Source organism: Yersinia rochesterensis, from assembly GCF_003600645.1.
Classification (GTDB): Bacteria; Pseudomonadota; Gammaproteobacteria; order Enterobacterales; family Enterobacteriaceae; genus Yersinia; species Yersinia rochesterensis.
Genome location: NZ_CP032482.1, coordinates 3,549,019 through 3,568,616 on the forward strand (window position 1 = coordinate 3,549,019; position 19,598 = coordinate 3,568,616).

The window sequence follows — 19,598 nt, forward strand, 5'->3', positions numbered from 1 at the left end:
CCTCAGATGACATAATCAGTATGTCGGAAGATCTCTAAAAGTGAATGGGCCGTTTTGAGGGGATACTTACAGAGATACGGGACTTTCAAGCACAACAATCTTATTTATATGCAGATTAGGCTCTATAAATATCTTTTTCCCATTGTAAATTCTGTAATGCCGGCTCAATTGCTCATACCTCACATCTCCTCCGAATAATTTCAAAGTGGTTTTATTGAAAGCATGATTAATAAATACCAGAGGGAATAAATCTGTTTTAAAAAGTAGATCACCATTAGTGTTTTTTACCTTTCCGGCATCGAACCCACTGCCATAACCATCGTTATCAAAATCGAAAACATAATTTGTTTCGATAATACTTTTACCCTGAGCCAAAGAATTGCTACTTGCTAACTTAATTCCAACTCTGACAGTACTCAGTTTCCATTCGCACTTTCCACCGCCATCTAGAGCAATACGAGCCTCCCAGATATCACCTCTTCCTTGCTGCGTCATCCTTTCGACTCGAGGGTTAAACCCCCGTTCTTTACGGATATGTGATTCAGTGGTGCTGTCATAATCCTCTCGCTGGCATTTGTCCGAGCGGTACAGGACATCCATGGGCGTGACTTCCGTTTGCGGTGGAAGCTTAACGGTTACGGTCACCCACTCAGAACTGGCAGGAGGGTTGAGGGTATAATCCGGCCGACTGGCACAACCGCTCAGAGGAAGTATTAGTGCGAATAGACTAAGGAAATTAGATAATTTCAATTTCATCCTCCGTGATATATAAGAAGCGGCAGCCCTATGTGTATATTTTTTAATAACTATTTCATTGAGAGCAATTTTTCATAATCAGGGATAATCGTACGTTCATGTGCAATTTTTCCATTTGGATAAGTTATCGTCATTCCTGCAGGTTCGCTTTTGCTTTTGGGACTTTCAAGTACAACAACTTTATTCATATACACAACAGGTTCTATAAATATATTTTTAGTACCATAACTCCTGTAATGCCTACTCCATTTTTTATATCCCGTATCCCCTCCAAACATCTCAATAGAGGTCTCATGAAACATGTTGTTAATCACAATCATCGGAAATAATTCTGTTTTTAAATGTAAGTTATCATTAACATCTTGCGCCTTGCCAACTCCAAACCCTCCGCTATAGCCTTGATTATCAAAATCAAAAACATAGTTTGTTGCAATAATACTTTTTCCTTGGGTCAAAGAGTTGCTACTGGTCAATTTAACCCCAATTCGCATAGCGCTAAGTTGCCATTCGCACTTTCCACCGCCATCTAGAGCAATACGAGCCTCCCAGATATCACCTCTTCCTTGCTGCGTCATCCTTTCGACTCGAGGGTTAAACCCCCGTTCTTTACGGATATGTGATTCAGTGGTGCTGTCATAATCCTCTCGCTGGCATTTATCCGAGCGGTACAGGACATCCATGGGCGTGACTTCCGTTTGCGATGGCAACTTAACGGTCACGGTCACCCACTCAGAACTGGCAGGAGGGTTGAGGGTATAATCCGGCCGACTGGCACAACCGCTCAGAGGAAGTATTAGTGCTAACAGACTAAGGCAATTAGATAATTTCAACTTCTTCTCCCACAACGGATTTAAAACGAATAAGTGCATTCTCACCACCAGGTGTCTTCTTAGTGATATCCAGTGCGCTACCCAACATTTTCTGTAGAGCCAGAAACATCCGGTTACGTGTCAACTCTTCCACAGGCGTACTGTCGACATACTGATTCATTTGTAGTTGAAACGCATCTCGCCTGGTCTTACGCTGCATTGCCAACTCTGGCCAGGCAGACTCCAGTAGCTGGTTATTAAGAAATGGCAGATATTCACTTGCCATCGAATGACGCATGGGGTTCGTCATATGGTCAAACTTAGGGTTAGTATTCCGTGGGAAAATTCGCTGCATATCCTCTCCGGGGTATTCACGAACAAACGCTTCCTGCGCTTCTTTGGCCTCTTCATTCTCAGTTTCTGACAGGGAAGGTACCAGGAATAACTTGGCCTTACGTGGCAGACTGTAGCTAAGGCGGCGGCAGGTATTGGGGTTCATCATCACCTGACACTCTTCAGATGAGTGGGTCTGAGTTGTGCGGAAGAACACCACCGGTTTTCCGTGGTGCCAGTAATGTTCCCCAACGTAAGCACCGACCATCTGAGCGGGCAGTTCCGCAAGCAGCGTCCAGAAAAAACCCAACGTGCTACCGAGAGGGCCAAATTTTCCATACAACCAGTTATCCATATCTGCATCAAACGGCACGCTGGTAATGGTGTCAGTATCATTTACATGTCGATAGTGAGTTATTTGATACAAACTCCCCACGGCATCAGCGGTAAAGGTCCGCGGCATACCGTAGGTATAAAGAAGAGGCCCTATAGCCTTCATCTCGGCAGCATAAGTTAGCCCCAGAGCTCCCCCCAGGCTGTGGCCGCAAATAAACAATTTTTTCTTTCCATTGGCTTCTGCCAGAGAAGTTTTTATCTGTCCAAATTCTTTTTCAAATGTCTGTTTAGCCAAATGGTATGCATCAAGGAAACCTCCATGAATGCATCCGGTATTTGCCAGTTCAGTCGGGCAAGGTTGAGGGGAAAATGCACCATCAGTTAACCAGTCGGGAACCTCTTGTGTACCGCGCCAGGCAACGGCCAAATGTTCTTCGCACTCCACATAAAAAAATTGAGTACTGTCAAGCAGAGGCTTGGATGACCCTGGAGTATTAACACTCTTAGAGTCCAAAAATTCGGCAGTGATATAGCGCTGGCTGAATGGCACATCTACAGCAAGTGCGTACGGATATGCAGGTGACTCTTCATGTCTTGGCGTAGTGGACAAATCCAAACATTTTTCAAGGAAAAAGGATTCTACGATACGTTTTTCCGTATAAGCCATATTAGCCATTAAGCCAAGGTTATAGCCGTTAGCCAGGGAATACTCTTTTGTATCATGCAGTGCCAGCACCCACGCCCGGAACGGACAAATTTCAATAACGTGCCGCTTCTCAAGATGTTCTCGGCCAATCTCCAGACCTTTCAGCGACTTGTCCGGCGGAAAATGGAATCGGGGTAGTGTTTCATCTTTCCATCCTTTAATTTCCGGCGCGCAGTCACAAAGCTCTCCAATCGTGGCGTAATGGTACAGATATCCTTGCTGCTCTGAGCTTATCTGCACATTTGAGCGCCAATCGGAACTGTCTTTCTTATTGACTGTTTGCCTGCTACGGGGATTACGGGTAATACCCAGCGGGCGCGTCTCCATTTCATCCGCCAGCTTCTGGGCATCTATTGTCAGGGTCAAATCAAGCCAGTGAAGTTGCTCTATTCTGATGAGCCCATTACTGTCGCTTTGGCCTTCATTACTGCTCGAATATTTACACCGGGTTGCATCGTTTTCAACTTTGTAAGGCATGCCAGCAACGGGTTTACCAAGCTCGTCAACGAGCTGAATTTCCACCCAATATTTTTTTTGCTTGCCGGTAAACGCATCCGGGCTCTTAGGGCATATTGAAGTAAATGCCGTCGAGTTAGTCATCATAAATTCCCTTTATTGAGCATTCTCAGCCGTTCTCGTCAAAGCAAAAGAACTAAATTTCAGTAATTCAGAGATAATAAGGACAGTGATAAAAAGTAAGATGCCGTTGGCATGCAGTTGTTTTAACAGCCAGGGGGCGAATGAAAGTGAGGGAACAACTAATAATAAACGAAGTGGGATCTGTGCGAAAACCAATAAGCGAACCCTTCCCCAGCCGACAAGAAGTAATACAGCAGAAAATATGATGGAAATAGTTAATAAGAGCGATAGCGTAAACATCACAAGCGCTGACATTCCCTGTTGAGGCAGTAATTGGCTGAAACTGGCAATATCATCAATGAGTGGAATGCGGCCCTGCTCTACATTAAGCCAGGTAAATCTAACAATATAAAAAACATCCAGCACACCCCAAAATAAACATACTTTCCTGAAATTCAATTTCATGTTCAGTCCTTTTTCTCATACACGTCATCAGCAACTACAGGCATCCAGTGCCACGATTTTCCACCGACAGCCCAACCATCATCTCCCTCCAGGAATGTTTGCGTAATCTTTCTTTGCGCACCATACCGATGAATAGCCGAAGTATTCGTTATCTCTTCTGTTGCATTAGAAGGCAAAGATCGCCATTCCTGGATTTTATCCCTCTTCGTATTCATGTAGTCTTTTCCATCAGAGCCAAACACTCGCCCTTCATCGCCCATTGATGTCAGTCGATTGATGGCCATAATTGCCGTATTTTTTAACCCATGGTAATCATGATCTAACGTGATCCAGAATCCGGGACCTTCTGCTGGCAATTCATCGGGAAAATCTATCTGAACACTGGCTGGCATTGCGGTATGGATTGGTAGGGTTTTGCCTACAGCATCCGAGGCACCTTCAAACACATCACCCTCACCGGTGGTGATCTTGTATCGGGTAAAAGGTTTTATCTCACCTGACGCTGGATCTTTGAGGGTAAAATTCTCCTTATAACCTTTAGGGAAAGTGACAGGTGGGGTGTCCAGTGTCGCGGGACCAGTCTGGTCAACGTTTGCAGCTTTAAGCAAGATATTCCCCGGACAGCCCAGTTCGATGTTTCCACCGCTGATTTTTATGTACGCCCCACCACAACTGAGGGTCAGCTCCTTACTGGCATTAACCTTCACGCTGCCTTCTGAACTACTGATGGTGACATCTTGCAACGCTGATGCATTGAGCACATCACCCTGAGCCTGAATATCCACTTTTCCGGCTCCGGCATACAACTGCATCCCAGCCCCCTGAGCAAAGAGGCTGACGGTATCACTGGCAGCCACGGTAAATGACTTGCCAGCGCTGATATCCGTATTTTTGCCTGACATAAAACCAATACTTTCACCACCAGAGGCGAGACGAATCGCTTTCGGGCTGACAATACCAATGCCTTCCGGTGCATGCGCCAATATTCCGGCCTCACTCAGCTCTTCCAATGCGTTGTTCAGTTGTAACTGGCTGTCTGTTTCCCCCGGAGTAGCTTGTACCGCCTGAGCTGCTTTGTTTAGGCTTTTTGCCAGTGACAGTGCCTGCTCCAACTGCCGGATAGCCCCTTGCATATCAAGCATCTGCCCTTGTGTCTGAGGCTGTTTATCCGCACTGATAAACACCCCTTTCCCACCGCGGATGCTAACCCAATCATCGGTACGCAACTCTGCACCTTCACCGCGAAGAACTCGTTGCGCATCTACATTGTGCCCAAGGTTCAACTGGGTCTTGCCGCCGTACTCGGTGCTGAGCTTGATGTGCTCTTCGCCGCGTTTGTCTTCCATGCGTAGCTTGTTGAAAGCAGGGGTACGGATCACGTTGCGGGTGTTATTTTTTTCGGTCACATGGTCGGTATGACGCGAGTCATGCAGGGCATGGGCGATATACGGGCGGTCTGGGTCACCGTCGTGAAACGCGATGGCCACTTCGGTGCCCTGTATCAGCGGAAAGTGAATGCCATACACATCACCACCGTAAGGTTTGGCGAGTCGCACCGGCATACTCTCCTGACCTTGTGCTTTATCGTCCTGGTCTGCATCAAATTTCACCCGATACAAGCCGGAGGTATCCTGCCAGGCATAGATATCGTTGGCCTTCGCGCTGGTCACCCGCGCCATCATGGTGCCGCTGACTTTTGGACGGGGCAGCAATGCCGGGCGCCAGCACAGAGTTTCACTGTAGGGTACCGCCATCCAGTTCACCACTAATGCATCCTTGCGGCTGGCACTAAAAAAGGTGCCGGTGATGACGACGCCGTTGTCCATAACGGTGGGAAGCGTCGGAACAATCACAGTTTCGGTTATCGTCAGTACCTGCCCTGGGCTGAGGGTAGCATCATTACCCAAGCCAACAATCGTTGTCTGTGCTGATAAAAAACGCTCATGGTCGAGGCGTGCTAGGAAGTTGGCGGTTTCAGCTGTGGGGTCGATTTTATCGCCGGTATCCAGATGGCGGGGTTTGTAGTGATACACGTCGCCGTAGGTCACCCCTTCACTCTCGCCGCGCGTCATATCGGTTCTGCCAGACTGAAGTACTTTCTGTGCTTCACGGTGGTTATAATCTTTGGTGGTCACGTTAGCCTGCACCACATTGTGCTGTACACTCACGCCCCAAACCGACTCCGCACCACTGTCACTCATACCTGAAGGGCTGTTCAACGGCAGGTCTTTACCAAACTTATAGGCACTCTGCTTATCGGCAAAATGCACCACTTCAGTCTGGGTGTCCGGCTGCAAGCTGAAGAAGTAAAATATCCCCATCTCTGAGAGCAATCGTTCAATGAATTCCAGGTCGCTTTCCTGGTACTGATTTATTTGTTCACGTTTCGGATAGGTCTGTTTCAGGACAAACTCATATTCCCAGTCCTTAAAGCCATGCTCCTGAAGTATCTGCTCCACCACTTCCGGTACCGATTTGTTGACAAAGAAACGGTGGGTGCGGAATTGATTGCGCAGCAGTGCCAGAAATGGTGATAGCGTTATCTGATACACGGTCTGGTCTTTTGAGCCACTGACTCGCTCAAAACTCGTCACTACCCCATGCACCACCTTTTGCTCCGAGAGGCTCTGCAACAAACCAGCCCCCATTATCAAACTGGCTGGTTTACGCAGCAACTGACTGGCATCAATGTCTTTGTCAGTACTGGTGAAATGAACTGTGTAGCAATACAATTCACTCATCGCTTCCGTCCCCACAAAATCCTCCACATCCAGAGGAGAGGAGCAGGAAGGAATATCAAGGCAGTAACGATTCAGGGTGGTTTGGGTGATAGCTGACAGCGTATTTTGAAGCGTATCAATAATACTCATGGGTTTTACTCCGTGGTAACAACCTGTATTCCATGGGTTTGTACACCGCATAGCCAGTTAACAGCCGACAGGTTTATTTGAAGGGGGAGGTTATTTCCGGTTCAGTTATAGAGCCAATGTCCAGCTTTGGCTGATTCAATAAACATCCCAACCGTTAATGGTATTTTGTTTTGATTAAGGGCTTTTCGTGAAAATACGGATTTAACCTTCCAGGGGTAATAGTTACTGAGAGAAAATTCGGCAGGCTGAACATTAAAATGTGAGAAAAATCTTTCTGTCATCTCAGCGACATCATCTGCTTCATGCAGATTCTGTAAGGGGGTGTCATCGTCAATATCAATTTTTTTCATGAACAGGCTGGTCACCAGCGGTAGCTCGCTTTTGACAAATTCTCTGACGCGGTCTTCGATTGTCATGTTCACCAGATTTTATCCTCCGCTCGTGCGATGGTATTATACTTGCTGACGGTTTTGAAACTTATCGTAGCCACATCAGTTGCCAGTATAATCCACCCTAAAACGGGAACCGCTCTTCCTGCAAATGCCCCCAGATTATTAACCCAAAACACCTTGACACCACTTAACGAAAAGGATTTTTTTGTCAATGTCGGCAGGATACGTTTTTTGAATTTGTAGCTGAGATGCTTGCGGAAAAACAGTGACGCATGCGATGTACCTTTCGTTGCTGTATTGGGTTTTCCGAGTACATCGACACTATTATTACCGAGGATCACAAAAGCCACACCTACGATATCCTTGATGCCCAGTTGATTTTCAGTTTCATCCACCAATATCCAAAACAGCAACTCATAAGCCGTCAGATTATTTAATCCATTAAAAAAATAAGTACCGTTAAGTTCTTCAACCGTATCCATAGGTGTAATTCTCCTGGGCAATAAACGAGCAACGCTGGCTACGTTCCCTATCTTTTAGGGGTTACTATTTTCTTGGTTAGATAAGGTTTAGCCTTTTATCACTAAACTCCAGCGTGATCCCTTCGGCTTCATCCCAGCCCAACGTCAACGAGGTAGTGCGCTGTTGCTCGCTCATACGGCTTAACAGTTGCTGGCTCAGCACCGGCAAAATTTGCTGATTCAGCAGGCTGTCGATGTTGCGCGCGCCGGTGTCTGGCAGCAGGCAGGCGGCGACCAGCGTGTCGTACAGGCTTTCTTCAATAGTGCATTGCAGGCCGTAATGTTTGTTCAGGCGTTTAGCGACCTGTGCCAGTTTCATTTCAACGATGGTGCGCAACGCGGTGGCATCCAGTGGGCGGTAGATCAGGGTCTGGAAGCGGGCCAGCAAGGCGGGCTGGAAGTGGTCGCGCAGGATCGGGCGCAGCAGTTCGTGCAAATCACTGTGAGTCGCTTCCGGTTGTTCATCGAGCAATTGCATAAGATGATCACTGCCCAGATTGGCAGTCATCAGGATCACGGTGTTACGAAAATCAATTTCGCGCCCTTCACCGTCGCGCATAAAGCCACGGTCAAACACCTGATAGAACAGGTTGATGACATCAGCGTGCGCTTTCTCAACTTCATCAAGCAGCACCACGCTGTACGGGCGCTTACGCACTGCTTCGGTCAGAATGCCACCCTGACCGTAACCGACATAGCCCGGTGGCGAGCCTTTGAGCTGGGAAACGGTGTGCGCCTCCTGATATTCGGACATGTTGATGGTGATCAGCGATTTCTCGCCACCGAACAGTGTGTCGGCCAGCGCCAGCGCGGTTTCGGTTTTACCCACTCCACTTGGCCCGACCAGCAGGAACACCCCCAGTGGGCCATTTTCGGACGTCAGACCGGTTTTGGCGGCGCGCAGGCGTTGCGCCATCTCAACCAGCGCTGCATCCTGACCGACCACGCGGGTCGCGAGGTGGTTTTCCAGTTGCAACAAATCGGTCTGTTCATCTTTCAGCAGGCTGCTTAGCGGCACGCCGGTCCAGTCAGCGATAACCGTTGCCACCGTGCGCACATCAACATCCAGCGACAGCAGCGGCGCATTGCCCTGAATCTGACTTAACTCTTCCTGCAACGTGGCCAGATGTGCCGCGTTGGCGATATCCTGACGCGCGTCGATAATCAGGGTGGTGAGGCGTTGCTCTGCTTCATATTGCTGTGCAAGCTGCTGTTGTCCAACGACCAGTTCTGTGCGGTGTTGGTCAATCTCAGATAAGCGCGTTGAACCGATGTTCGGCAGCAGGAGTAAGTCCTGTTCGATGGCCTGTTGCTCCATCGCCAATGCAGCCAGTTCGGCGTTAATTTCCATCAGCGCGACCGGTAGCGTGTCGATGCTCATCCGCACCCGGGCACCAGCAGTGTCGAGCAGGTCAACCGCTTTATCCGGCAGTTGGCGGCCCGTCAGGAAGCGCCGCGACAGGGTGACCGCAGCGGTAATAGCAGAATCCAGAATGTGCACGCCGTGGTGCTGGGCGTAACGGCCTTTTAAGCCGCGCAGCATCAGGCTGGCTTTGGCATCGTCCGGCTCGTCAACTTTCACCATCTGGAAGCGGCGTTCCAATGCGGCATCCCGTTCAAAATACTGCTTGTACTCCGACCAGGTAGTGGCAGCAATGGTGCGCAGTTCACCACGCGCCAGTGCGGGTTTCAGCAGGTTGGCGGCATCTGCGCCACCGGCCTGATTACCGGCACCGATGATGGTATGGGCTTCGTCGATAAACAGCAGCACTGGCGTCGGTGATTGTTGCACTGCTTCAATAACATTTTTCAGGCGCTGTTCGAACTCGCCTTTGACCCCCGCCCCGGCTTGCAACAGGCCCAAGTCCAGGGTGCGCAGGCTGACGGTTTTCAGGCTATCCGGTACGTTACCTTCGGCAATTCGCAGCGCCAGCCCTTCAACCAGCGCGGTTTTACCCACACCCGGTTCACCGACCAGAATCGGGTTATTTTTACGGCGGCGCGATAGGATGTCGACCATCTGGCGGATCTCGGTATCGCGACCAAAAATCGGGTCAATCTGCCCGGTTTTCGCTTTGGCGGTGACGTCCAACGTAAATTTATCCAGCGCCGCTTGCAGGGCGTCATTGAGTTGCTGCTGACCGCGGGTAGAGGGAGTAGCCGCGGCCTCATTGGTCAGATTGACCGGGCTGTCTGCCAGTGCCGCAGCCTGCTGAACCTCGGGACGTTCGTCGGATTGGCTGTCCAGCAACGGTAACAGGCGGTGTAACTGGGTGGTGCTCAGGCTGAGCAACGGCCATCCCGCCTCTGCGGTCAATAATGATGGCGAATTTATCAGGGCAGATAACAGATGAACCGAGCGCACCGCATCAGCATTTTCCTGCAACGAGGCATCTAGCCAGGCACTTTTGATCAGTTGCTGTAACGCGGCTGACAACTGAGGTTTGCCCTGCACCGTGCGCGGCAACGTATCCAGATGGGCCAGCAACCCCTGCCACAGACTGTCCATGTCCCACTCATAACGACGGGCAATCACCGTGATATCGCCTTCACCCTGTTCCAGCAATTTCAACAACCAATGTTCAACGGTTATCTCGGCATGGGCACGGGTCTGACACAGGGTTGCAGCACCGGCCAGTGCCTGCGCGCAATAGGGATTTAACCGACGTAATAAGTGTGCTGAATGCGTTGTCATAAATTCTCTTCCTTGTATGCGAAACCTAATACGTTAGCCGGTTTCAACTGGCATTATTGTCGCCGTCAGTTTGCACACGGACTGCGCGCAAGGCCTGGAGCGTACACGCAGTACGTGACGGCGCCGAACACTGCCCAGGTGCAAAATGGCAAGTAAAATAGCCAGATGAAGCTGGTGTCGGGCACGCTACCGCCCATAGCCGTCAACCAAGGCCCATAAGGTCATCTGATAAAATGTGTGTGCGCTTAGCGAAATACCGATGCCCCGATGCTCAGCTAAAAACACAAAAATAGCAGACGGCGAACCGCCTGCTTCTGGGGTTACCCTAAATAATTCGTGTTGCAGGCAGGCGGCAAGTGAACGCCCCTCTGGTCACATAGATAACTATGTGACCAGGGTGAGCGAACGTCGCCAATGCACCTGCGGCACGAAGAATGACGGGTAATTACGCGGTAGTACGCTCGTTCCAAGAATCGGAATGAATGATGTTGCCGTCTTTGTAAGTCCAGGTGATTTTTTCGTAACGCAGCTCAATGGCTTCGAGGTGATTGTGTTTCTCTTTGGCCGGATCCTTGATGTCGTGCATCTTCGGTGCCACTTTCACCAGCTTCACGTTCTCAAGCTTGGTATTGAAATACTCCACTTCCTGACCCGCATCGTTAATGCGATACCATTTGAACTCAGCGGATTTCAGGGTCTGGCCGGTGGTTACCGCTTTGTACAGGTACGGGCTGGAAGAATCGATTTCCTTGGTGAACAGGAACGGGGTATGGATACGGGTGCCGGTCAGCTTGCCCGTGTTGTTGTCTGTCGGGATATACAGGTTATGTTCCTGCGCCACGATCTCAATGCTGCCTTCGCGATCTTTAACATCTACGGAACCTTTAATGTCCGCACCGCCATCATCTTTCAGCCACAGATAGACTGGAATTGCCATGGTTTACTTCTCCATTTCTTGAGTTGAGACGTCACTTTCATCCTGTGACGCTGTTTTTACGCCTGGCAGGCGACAGGCATCGGCCTGCGGTACCAGACTGATTTCGACACGGCGGTTGAGCGCACGGCCCGCTTCCGTATCGTTAGATTTCAGAGGACGACTCTGGCCATAGCCCTGGACGGCAAAGCAGCTTTCTGGAATATCCCCGGTATCGCGCATCCAGTTGCGTACCGATTCCGCCCGCTTAAGTGACAGAGCCTGATTCGACTTATCATCACCCGTGATATCGGTGTGCCCCGCCACCACGATCAACCAACCCGGTTTTGCTTTAATCCCGACCAGCGCATTGATAAGCACTTTGGTGGAGCCAGATTTAAGCATTGATTGACCCACGTCAAAGAGCGACAGACTATCCAGACGGAGGGTTTGGGATCCCTGAACAATTTGATTAATCACTGGTGGCGGTGGCGGTGGTGGTGGTGGAGTCCAGCTATTGATAGCGATATCAAGCGGAGCCCTAAGCCGCAGCCCTTGATACAAACCCAGTGACAAACGCATGGGCGCACCGCGACGTAACCAGTCATCCAGCAGATGTGCATCCGCCCGTAGTTGCTGTTGGGCCAGAGCTTTAGGGGCTGGAGGCGTGCCAGTGAGCCGGTTATACTGCGACAGATGATCATCAACGCTCTGGACCAGGCGCTGGTTATTGATGAAAGAGGCCAGCAGGGCAAACAGTAAAAATACCCCGCACAGCACGCCAGCCATCTGCCAAACCTGCATCAGGCGGGAGACGCCGCGGCGGCGAGGCAGATAAGGTAGCAGCACTTCTGGCAACGGCAGGCACTCTTGCTCAGGGGTCGCCACCGGCATCAGCGTAGTGACTCCATTGATGTGTGTCTGCCACAAATTGTTCTGACGCCCCGCGACCGGTGTAAAACAGCAGCCCCATGCGCACAGGGTAAGTGCAGGGACATCTCCTTGCCGCTGTGTCAGGATGCTCAGGACATGTTCATCAAGCCAGGACAGAAGACTTTCCATCCAGAATACAGCGCTCAACCTTCCCTCACCGTTGCAGGACTCTTGAGGCTGGCTCCATTCAACCAGCGGTATGACGCCTGCCCCCACCTCCTGAACCTGAATGCCTTTCTGCCCCGGAGTGACCGTATACCACCGTTCGGCCTGCGCAGATGAAGCCACAGGTGGTGAAAGCCAGGTGCCTAACCAGACTGGAGGGATCCCCGCAAGCCATCCTTTGCACTGCACGATAGCCCGTTGCCAGGCACGCAGGAATTGTGAAAAATCATCCAGGCTCTGATGTTGCTCTGGCACGATAGCCAGTAATACCGAGATCTGCGCAATCAGCGCCGGGCGTTCAGCCGCCAGATGTTGCGCGAGTATTGGCAGTTGTTCTGGTAGCTTCACTGCCAGATACCAACCCTGACGCGTTTCACGAAAAGATGCCAAGGGGGAAAACAGGGCATCGCTGTCACCACAAACCAGTACTACCGCGCCCTGAAAATCTTCAGGTGGCAGTGTTGAATCGGCAATGGATTGGTGAGCCACTTTATTGCCGTTGTACTTGCGCCACTGAAAGTAACCGACCGCAGCACAGAGGATGACAACCAACATGCTCAGTGCCACACGACTGCCCGTGCCCAGCGGCCAGAAACCCAGGATAAGCCACAGTGCCAGGCACGCCCCCAGCAGCAACAGAAGTAACTGTGTTAATCCGCGCATCCGCTAGTGCATCCCTGTCAGTTGAGACACCATGTGCGTCAACCGAGTGGACAACGTGAACCACAGAGCAACCAGTATGACGACGCCCGCCCCCCAAAAGAGCCAATAGGTCTTGCGCCCAGAGCGCAAACGCAATGAGCGTGAGACCACCGGTGTTTCCTGTGAAGAGGCAAACGGCGGTACCAGCAAACTCAGCTTACGCACCACATCTTCTCTGCGCTCGTCACCCTGTTCGCGGTAACGACCGGCAAATCCCAAGGTTAGCGCACGGTAAAAGCAGGTCAGCACCGCCGTATCCGGTGCCGGCTCCTGCAACACCGTGCGGATCCGCTCCCACAGCTCTTCACCCGCGTTTAGAGTATTGAAGTAGCGGGCCTGAAGCGGGTCTTTCAGCCATTTGGTATAACCGCTGTCCTGTTTCTGACGGTTCAGGACGCTTTCATCCAGTAACGCACACTGGGTGTACAGCATATGGTCGCAACTGATTTCGCTGAAACCGGCACGCGACAGCGTATCGCGTGCGCTGTCAATCCACGCACAGGCACGGCGGTACAAGGCTTCTCCGTCCTCAACCTCCTGACCGTTACGCAACTGGCTGACCATCAGCCAGCAGGGATAAAAGACTGCATCAACCACAGACGTATTTATTTTGCTCATGAGCGTAGCACCGCAAACAGTTCGAGTTTGACATCACCCAGCGAACCTGGGGTGTAGAAAGCACAGTTCCCCGCATCCAGCATGGCCTGCGCGGCTGGCCCCTTGAGGTCAAGGGCAAAGTACTGATTCTCTAGACGCAGCGGGATAGCGGCCGGAACATGAGACAGCGGTTTCATCGCCACACCGTTGAGTGCCACGTTAACCACATCTGACACATCCTCAACGCTGCCAGCCTTACACAACAGCGGGAACTGAGTTTGCAACAGATGGTTGGGGATCGAAGAGCGAACCGAGAGATAGAAATCAGCCCCTTCACGCAGACGAGCATCATGCAATGAACCGGTCCAGAATTGGCCCTCGTGAGCCAGTTCAATCGCCACCATCCGGGACGGCAGGCTGGCTTCGAGCAGGGCATCAAGCAAGGTGAACAACGGCGGGAAAACCTGCTCAGGTGCGTCATGCTGATACAGCGGAATGTCTTCAGCTTTATGTTCAAGGGAAAATGTCAGCAGACTACCGGCGAGGCGGACCAGTTCGCGATAGAACAGTTCTGGATGGCGGGAAGGTGTCTGATACAGTTCCATCAGTACCGGCTCGGCACTGTTTAACGCATTCAGCAACCAGAACAGCGACACATCGGCCACCGCAAAATCTGCCATCCGTTCGTTACTTTCACGCCGCATGGCCATCAGGCGACGTCGACGCGCCTGTAGACGGTGGATTAAATCCCCCAATTCAGTCAGCACCACCTGACTTGCCGCCAGCGACAGCATCGGTGGAATGAAATTCTCATCCTGCATCCACTGCCCCTGGGCATTGCGCATCAAGCGCACCACTGGGCAGGTCAGATAAGCACTGTTTTCCTGATGAGCAAAACGCAGCGTGACCCCGTGGCGCATTATCGCCAGCTCAGTACGCTCATGACCGGCAAGCTCCTGTACCGTGACCCACTCTTGCTGCCAGCGGCGAGGGCGCGCGCTGTCCTGACCATCATCCAGATTGCCGCCGTTGGCCGACAGTAACGGCAATGCCAGCACCACATCGACCACGTCACGGTCTGAAATTACAGACAAATCGCAGGCGGGAGGCAGGTTATCCGCCCGTTCAGAATCAATCAGCGTGCCATCAGGGAAGCGAACCACCAGTCGAAGTGCATTCAGACGGGAAAGCGCCAACGATCCACTGTCGAATGCCGCATCAATGACACCCCATGGGGATGCCAATGTCATATGTGCCACGCCGTCTGCCACGTAGGCGTCCCAGCGGGCCTGTTGCTGGAATTGTTGCGGGGCTAAAAAGGCTCCGTCATTCCATAGCGGACGATAAATCTTCATCGGTACTTCCTTGCTTACAATCATGCCCAACGTCATTGGTGTTGCAGCTAGATGGCAACTGAACGAATCCCCAGGCGTTGACTAACGCCAATGACTGGGGAGAGAAGGCAGCCAACAACGCTGCAACTTCAAGGACAAAGGGCAATCAGGCTTTCGCCTTCGGCATCTGCGAAACCAATGACAGATTCACGTCCATGCCTTCAACCTGGAAGTGCGGTACGGCATACAGCTTCACGCGGAAGAAACCGGGGTTGTCTTCAATATCTTCTACCGTGACTTTCGCATCACGCAGTGGATGGGAAGCCTGCAAATCGTCGCCCGGATCAGTCATTTCCGTCACCAGCGTGCGGATCCAGTTATTCAGCTCCAACTCCAACAGACGGCGGTCTTTGGTAGTACCGATGTTCTCGCGCTGGATCAACTTCAGATAATGCGCAATGCGTGACAACAGGAAGATATACGGCAGACGGGCATTAATACGGCTGTTGGCAGTCGCGTCAGCGGTGTCATACAGCGCGGGCTTCTGCGTAGAGTTGGCCGAGAAGAAGCAGGAGTAATCACGGTTTTTGTAGTACGACAGCGGAATAAAGCCCAGATTAGCAAACTCAAATTCGCGCGTTTCCGGGATCATCACTTCTGACGGGATTTTGACCTGATTACCGGTACCTAGATCGTACAGGTGGATAGGCAGGTTGGTCACAGCGCCACCGGCCTGCGGGCCACGGATCTGCACACACCAGCCGTTTTTGATGAAGCTTTTCACCATATTGGCGGCAAAAGCAAACGAGGCATTGGTCCACAGATAACGGTCGTGGTCCGGCCCTTTCACCTGCTCTACGTAGTTAAAGCTACGTACTGGCACTGTGTCCGGGCCGTAAGGCAAGCGCCCCAGCACGCGCGGCATGGTCAAGCCGATATAACGTGAATCATCCGAATCGCGGAAGGCTTTCCACTTGATGTATTCAGCACGGTCAAAGTAGTTACCAATATCTTTGATAGCCGCCACTTCTTCCATGTTCTCTTTACCAAAGAACTCGGGGCCAACGGAGCCAATAAACGGCATATGGGCTGCCGCGGCGACCTTGGAGATATTGCGCAATAACGCGATATCTTGCGGGCTACGGTCAAACTCGTAGTTGGAGATAGCGGCGGCAATCGGCTCGCCACCGGGGGTGTCGTATTCCTGAATGTAAGTCTGGGTGTAGAGGCCGCTTTGCACGATTTCAGGGGCGTCTTCAAAATCCTGCACCAGATGATCTTTACTGATATCCAGCAGTTCGATACGCACGTTTTGACGGAAATCGGTTTGATCGATAAGGGATTTCACGCCACGCCAGGTCGACTCCACCCGTTGGAAATCAGGGTGATGCATCACCGCATCCAACTGGCGACTGATTTGATCATCCAGCGCCGCAATGTGGCCATCCAGCAGGGTTTTATCCAGCTTTTCCACTTTTTTCGACGACTGCTTCAGCAGGTCCAAAAAGACACTGACGGCGGCAGTGACACGCTCATCAGTGGTGGCATCTGCCATGGTATCGTTGTTCTGGAAAGCATCCAGCCCCGTCAATGAGGAGACCGGGCTCAGGTTGATTTTTTCAAATAAAGCGGCATAAACCCCCTGGGCTACGGGACGGTTTTTCTCTAATACGGTCGTCGCAGTACCCTGCGCACTGTTTTCCTGTACAGACATCAGCATGTTCCTTTTCTTCTTTCTACAAGCAGCCAATCCGGCGATTAACAGTCTTTGGGGGCCAATGCCGCCAGTTCAGCACGCAGCTCATCGCTCAATGCTTCGTCTTTGAGGATGTTTTCCAGCTCACGGCGGAAGGTGGCGTTGTCCAGCAAATTGGACTTGAGATCACGCAGCAGATTGCGCATTGCCAGCAAGGCACGCAGTTGTGGGATTTGACGGGCGACACTTTCCGGCTCGAAATCCTTCATGTCATTGAAGGTCAGGGATACGGCGGTATCGGTATTATCCCCTGCCAAAGTATCAGGCACCGTTAATTTCAGGCTCGGTTGGAACTCGGCCAACACGCTGTTGAAATTATTTTTGTTGATATTGAGTTTTTCACGTTCGGACAGCGGGCGCTGTTCCTGACCGTTGCTGTAATCACCCATCACCAACAACTTCAAAGGCAGCTCCATTTTCTTTTGAGCGCCACCTGTATGCAGGTCAAGCTTAATATTAATGCGTGCTTTAGGTATCTCATTTTGGAAGCTTGAAGAGGACATCGACTTTCCTTGTTAGGGAAGAGAATTAAGGAAATCCATTCCTGATAAAACGCGTAAAAATAATCTACTTGTGTGAACACAATATCCAACACCCTCCGATACGTCGGGCGTATGTAATAACAAAATAATTGTCCGTAGATAACCTTACCCATTCACAGGATGGCATAACACGGTATCTGATAGGTATTTTTCACACACATAAGCACATCAATTAAATACCCGAGGCGCAGTGTAGAAACATTAGGTACTTAACACCAACGCGTTAAATGTAACTAAATGTAACCATTAAAACAAAATAATCAATATAACATCTCATTGATGTGTAAGACTTTTCTTACATGAGAAACGTAAACCCATACTGTAAAAGGGTTTAATAAATATCATAAAAATTAAAGTAACAGCTTTGGAAGTGTGTTATAGGAATATGCCTACAAATATTTTTTCAGAAATGTGACATTCGTCGGGGATGTTTGATTACAAGAATCAGAAATAAGAGATAAATCTATTATCACTGTGAATCAATTAACCTCTATTAACGTAAATATAATTTATTGCAAGAGAGTGTCATTGAATTTTTGAGCATAGTCCTCTACCCCCGCAGAACTTAATTTTCTCGGAGCCAATATGCACAAGAGTGCTAGCCAGATGATGGCTGAGCACCCTGAATATTTATTCTAAAATGGAAAACATGCTAAGTAACTATATAGTTTAGGTTTTTGTACACGTCATGAATGTATCAATAGGTGAAGAGATAATATAATCATTATTGTTCACTTCAGTCACTTTGTCGGCAGAAACAAGCTATGAAAGTCTGGATCTCGGTGGAAAGGGGCGATATTTTTGCGAAGGATCTGTCTGCATGATAGATGTCCTGACCGTGTGTTTCTTTCATCCTGACAATTTTCCCCTGTGACCGCTTCAGCATAGCTGACAACAACTAGCGTAAATCCGACATAACATTAATTTGAATTTTTAATATTCTCTTCCTGGTATAGAAAGCAAGATCATGCTTTCTTTAACTGATAATCTACTATTAACATCCAGATGAGCATCAACCAGAGCGTCGAATTGCCACTTAAGCATTCTGATTATTGTGATATAGGAAAGGTAACGCATGAATAAAAACCGGATATCTAAAATGCTATTAGGCGCGATGGCCTTTGTCAGCACCATCACGCTAATTCCCGCAGCACAAGCCTGTACCCGAGCTGTTTATCTGGGGCCGGAAGATTTAGTAATAACCGCCCGCTCGATGGATTGGAAAGAAGATCTTCATTCTGATCTGTGGATATTCCCACGGGGAATGGAGCGCACTGGGAATGCGGGGCCAAACTCAGTGACCTGGACATCAAAATATGGCAGCGTGATCACCGCCGCCTATAACATTGCGACTACTGACGGCATGAATGAAAAGGGCTTAGTGGTGAATATGCTGTGGCTGGCTGAATCCCAATACCCAGAGCCAACCCCAGCTAAACCTAACATTTCACTGGCAGCCTGGGGGCAATATGTTCTTGATAATTTTGCGACCGTCGATGAAGCGGTTAATGAATTTAAAAAAGATCCTATTACCGTATTAACCAGTAATGTCCCTGGTCAGGAAAGGCTGGGCACCATTCATCTCACACTGTCAGATGCCAGTGGTGATAGCGCCATATTTGAATATATTGATGGCAAGCTCATTATCCACCATAACCGGGAATATCAGGTGGTCACAAACTCACCGACCTATGATAAACAATTAGCAATTAACTCATATTGGCAAAGAATTGGTGGCACCAACATGCTACCGGGCACCAATAGCTCCAGTGATCGTTTTGTTCGAGCACAGTTTTATATTAATGCGATTCCCAAATATACCGATAAGCAACTGGCTACAGCGAGCGTATTGAGTGTTATTCGTTCAGTTTCCGTTCCTTATGGTATCAGTACACCCGATGAACCGAATATCTCCTCCACCCGTTGGAGAACTCTCTCAGACCAGAAAAATAAGATTTATTATTTTGAATCTACATTGATGCCAAATACATTTTGGGTTGATTTTAATAAGGTCGATTTTTCAAAATCTGCTGACGTGAAAAAGCTGAAGATCAATACGCCACAAGCGGCTCAGTATACTGGCGATGTCTCATCACATTTCCAACCAGAAAAACCGTTTGTATTTGAACCTGTTATTCAGAAAACCTAATGCAACCTGTTGAGCAGTAGAGTAAAAATGGGGAGAGAATCACCC

At 49.9% G+C, this 19,598-nt stretch carries 15 protein-coding genes; 1 reads left to right on the forward strand and 14 read right to left on the reverse strand.

Annotation, left to right across the window (positions count from 1 at the left end; translation table 11 throughout):
• Positions 1–66: 66 nt before the first annotated feature.
• The 14 genes from DXZ79_RS16565 to tssB form a co-directional block, all read right to left on the reverse strand.
• The gene (locus DXZ79_RS16565) at positions 67–750 is read right to left on the reverse strand and encodes a hypothetical protein (protein ID WP_162928755.1); all 684 of its coding nucleotides are present in this window, start codon (positions 748–750) and stop codon (positions 67–69) included.
• Positions 751–806: 56 nt separating this feature from the next.
• Complete coding sequence (locus DXZ79_RS16570; RefSeq protein ID WP_050291135.1) at positions 807–1,436, reverse strand: hypothetical protein; 630 nt, start codon at positions 1,434–1,436, stop codon at positions 807–809.
• 136 nt (positions 1,437–1,572) lie between these two features.
• Positions 1,573–3,543 (reverse strand): lipase family protein, encoded by a 1,971-nt coding sequence (locus DXZ79_RS16575; RefSeq protein ID WP_080987147.1) that lies wholly within the window; start codon positions 3,541–3,543, stop codon positions 1,573–1,575.
• Positions 3,544–3,552: 9 nt separating this feature from the next.
• On the reverse strand, positions 3,553–3,984 hold the full coding sequence (locus DXZ79_RS16580; protein ID WP_050292408.1) for a hypothetical protein: 432 nt from the start codon (positions 3,982–3,984) through the stop codon (positions 3,553–3,555).
• 2 nt (positions 3,985–3,986) lie between these two features.
• Positions 3,987–6,854 carry a type VI secretion system Vgr family protein gene (locus tag DXZ79_RS16585; protein ID WP_244942294.1) on the reverse strand — a complete coding sequence of 956 codons (2,868 nt, stop codon included), beginning with the start codon at positions 6,852–6,854 and terminating at the stop codon, positions 3,987–3,989.
• Between the two features lie 101 nt (positions 6,855–6,955).
• Positions 6,956–7,270, reverse strand: a complete 315-nt coding sequence (locus DXZ79_RS16590; RefSeq protein ID WP_080987146.1) for a DUF1493 family protein — start codon at positions 7,268–7,270, stop codon at positions 6,956–6,958.
• A 2-nt stretch (positions 7,271–7,272) separates the two neighbouring features.
• The gene (locus tag DXZ79_RS16595) at positions 7,273–7,728 is read right to left on the reverse strand and encodes an STM2901 family protein (RefSeq protein WP_050292405.1); all 456 of its coding nucleotides are present in this window, start codon (positions 7,726–7,728) and stop codon (positions 7,273–7,275) included.
• 76 nt (positions 7,729–7,804) lie between these two features.
• Positions 7,805–10,462 (reverse strand): type VI secretion system ATPase TssH, encoded by a 2,658-nt coding sequence (tssH, locus tag DXZ79_RS16600; protein ID WP_050292404.1) that lies wholly within the window; start codon positions 10,460–10,462, stop codon positions 7,805–7,807.
• A gap of 445 nt (positions 10,463–10,907) precedes the next feature.
• Entirely contained in the window at positions 10,908–11,399 is a 492-nt protein-coding gene (hcp, locus tag DXZ79_RS16605) for a type VI secretion system effector Hcp (protein WP_004711812.1), read from the reverse strand.
• Between the two features lie 3 nt (positions 11,400–11,402).
• Positions 11,403–13,136, reverse strand: coding sequence for an OmpA family protein (locus DXZ79_RS16610; protein WP_050292402.1), 1,734 nt, complete (start codon positions 13,134–13,136; stop codon positions 11,403–11,405).
• A gap of 3 nt (positions 13,137–13,139) precedes the next feature.
• Positions 13,140–13,793: a type VI secretion system protein TssL, short form gene (gene tssL / locus DXZ79_RS16615; RefSeq protein ID WP_071984981.1), complete on the reverse strand. Its 654-nt coding sequence runs from the start codon at positions 13,791–13,793 to the stop codon at positions 13,140–13,142.
• Positions 13,790–15,127, reverse strand: coding sequence for a type VI secretion system baseplate subunit TssK (gene tssK, locus DXZ79_RS16620; RefSeq protein ID WP_050088159.1), 1,338 nt, complete (start codon positions 15,125–15,127; stop codon positions 13,790–13,792). The genes tssL and tssK overlap by 4 nt, the downstream gene beginning before the upstream one ends.
• A gap of 145 nt (positions 15,128–15,272) precedes the next feature.
• Entirely contained in the window at positions 15,273–16,826 is a 1,554-nt protein-coding gene (gene tssC / locus DXZ79_RS16625) for a type VI secretion system contractile sheath large subunit (protein ID WP_120011463.1), read from the reverse strand.
• A 38-nt stretch (positions 16,827–16,864) separates the two neighbouring features.
• Positions 16,865–17,365 (reverse strand): type VI secretion system contractile sheath small subunit, encoded by a 501-nt coding sequence (gene tssB, locus DXZ79_RS16630; protein ID WP_120011464.1) that lies wholly within the window; start codon positions 17,363–17,365, stop codon positions 16,865–16,867.
• A 1,252-nt stretch (positions 17,366–18,617) separates the two neighbouring features.
• Between tssB and DXZ79_RS16635 the strand changes: the two genes are divergently transcribed.
• Positions 18,618–19,553 carry a linear amide C-N hydrolase gene (locus tag DXZ79_RS16635; protein WP_404273971.1) on the forward strand — a complete coding sequence of 312 codons (936 nt, stop codon included), beginning with the start codon at positions 18,618–18,620 and terminating at the stop codon, positions 19,551–19,553.
• Positions 19,554–19,598: the final 45 nt, after the last annotated feature.

Bases quoted from the DNA above. Each gene is read 5' to 3' on its own strand.
- DXZ79_RS16570 (WP_050291135.1), bottom strand. From the start codon at position 1,436: ATGGATGTCCTGTACCGCTCGGATAAATGCCAGCGAGAGGATTATGAC.
- DXZ79_RS16575 (WP_080987147.1), bottom strand. From the start codon at position 3,543: ATGATGACTAACTCGACGGCATTTACTTCAATATGCCCTAAGAGCCCG.
- DXZ79_RS16580 (WP_050292408.1), bottom strand. From the start codon at position 3,984: ATGAAATTGAATTTCAGGAAAGTATGTTTATTTTGGGGTGTGCTGGAT.
- DXZ79_RS16585 (WP_244942294.1), bottom strand. From the start codon at position 6,854: ATGAGTATTATTGATACGCTTCAAAATACGCTGTCAGCTATCACCCAA.
- DXZ79_RS16590 (WP_080987146.1), bottom strand. From the start codon at position 7,270: ATGACAATCGAAGACCGCGTCAGAGAATTTGTCAAAAGCGAGCTACCG.
- DXZ79_RS16595 (WP_050292405.1), bottom strand. From the start codon at position 7,728: ATGGATACGGTTGAAGAACTTAACGGTACTTATTTTTTTAATGGATTA.
- tssH (WP_050292404.1), bottom strand. From the start codon at position 10,462: ATGACAACGCATTCAGCACACTTATTACGTCGGTTAAATCCCTATTGC.
- hcp (WP_004711812.1), bottom strand. From the start codon at position 11,399: ATGGCAATTCCAGTCTATCTGTGGCTGAAAGATGATGGCGGTGCGGAC.
- DXZ79_RS16610 (WP_050292402.1), bottom strand. From the start codon at position 13,136: ATGCGCGGATTAACACAGTTACTTCTGTTGCTGCTGGGGGCGTGCCTG.
- tssL (WP_071984981.1), bottom strand. From the start codon at position 13,793: ATGAGCAAAATAAATACGTCTGTGGTTGATGCAGTCTTTTATCCCTGC.
- tssK (WP_050088159.1), bottom strand. From the start codon at position 15,127: ATGAAGATTTATCGTCCGCTATGGAATGACGGAGCCTTTTTAGCCCCG.
- tssC (WP_120011463.1), bottom strand. From the start codon at position 16,826: ATGCTGATGTCTGTACAGGAAAACAGTGCGCAGGGTACTGCGACGACC.
- tssB (WP_120011464.1), bottom strand. From the start codon at position 17,365: ATGTCCTCTTCAAGCTTCCAAAATGAGATACCTAAAGCACGCATTAAT.
- DXZ79_RS16635 (WP_404273971.1), top strand. From the start codon at position 18,618: ATGGATTGGAAAGAAGATCTTCATTCTGATCTGTGGATATTCCCACGG.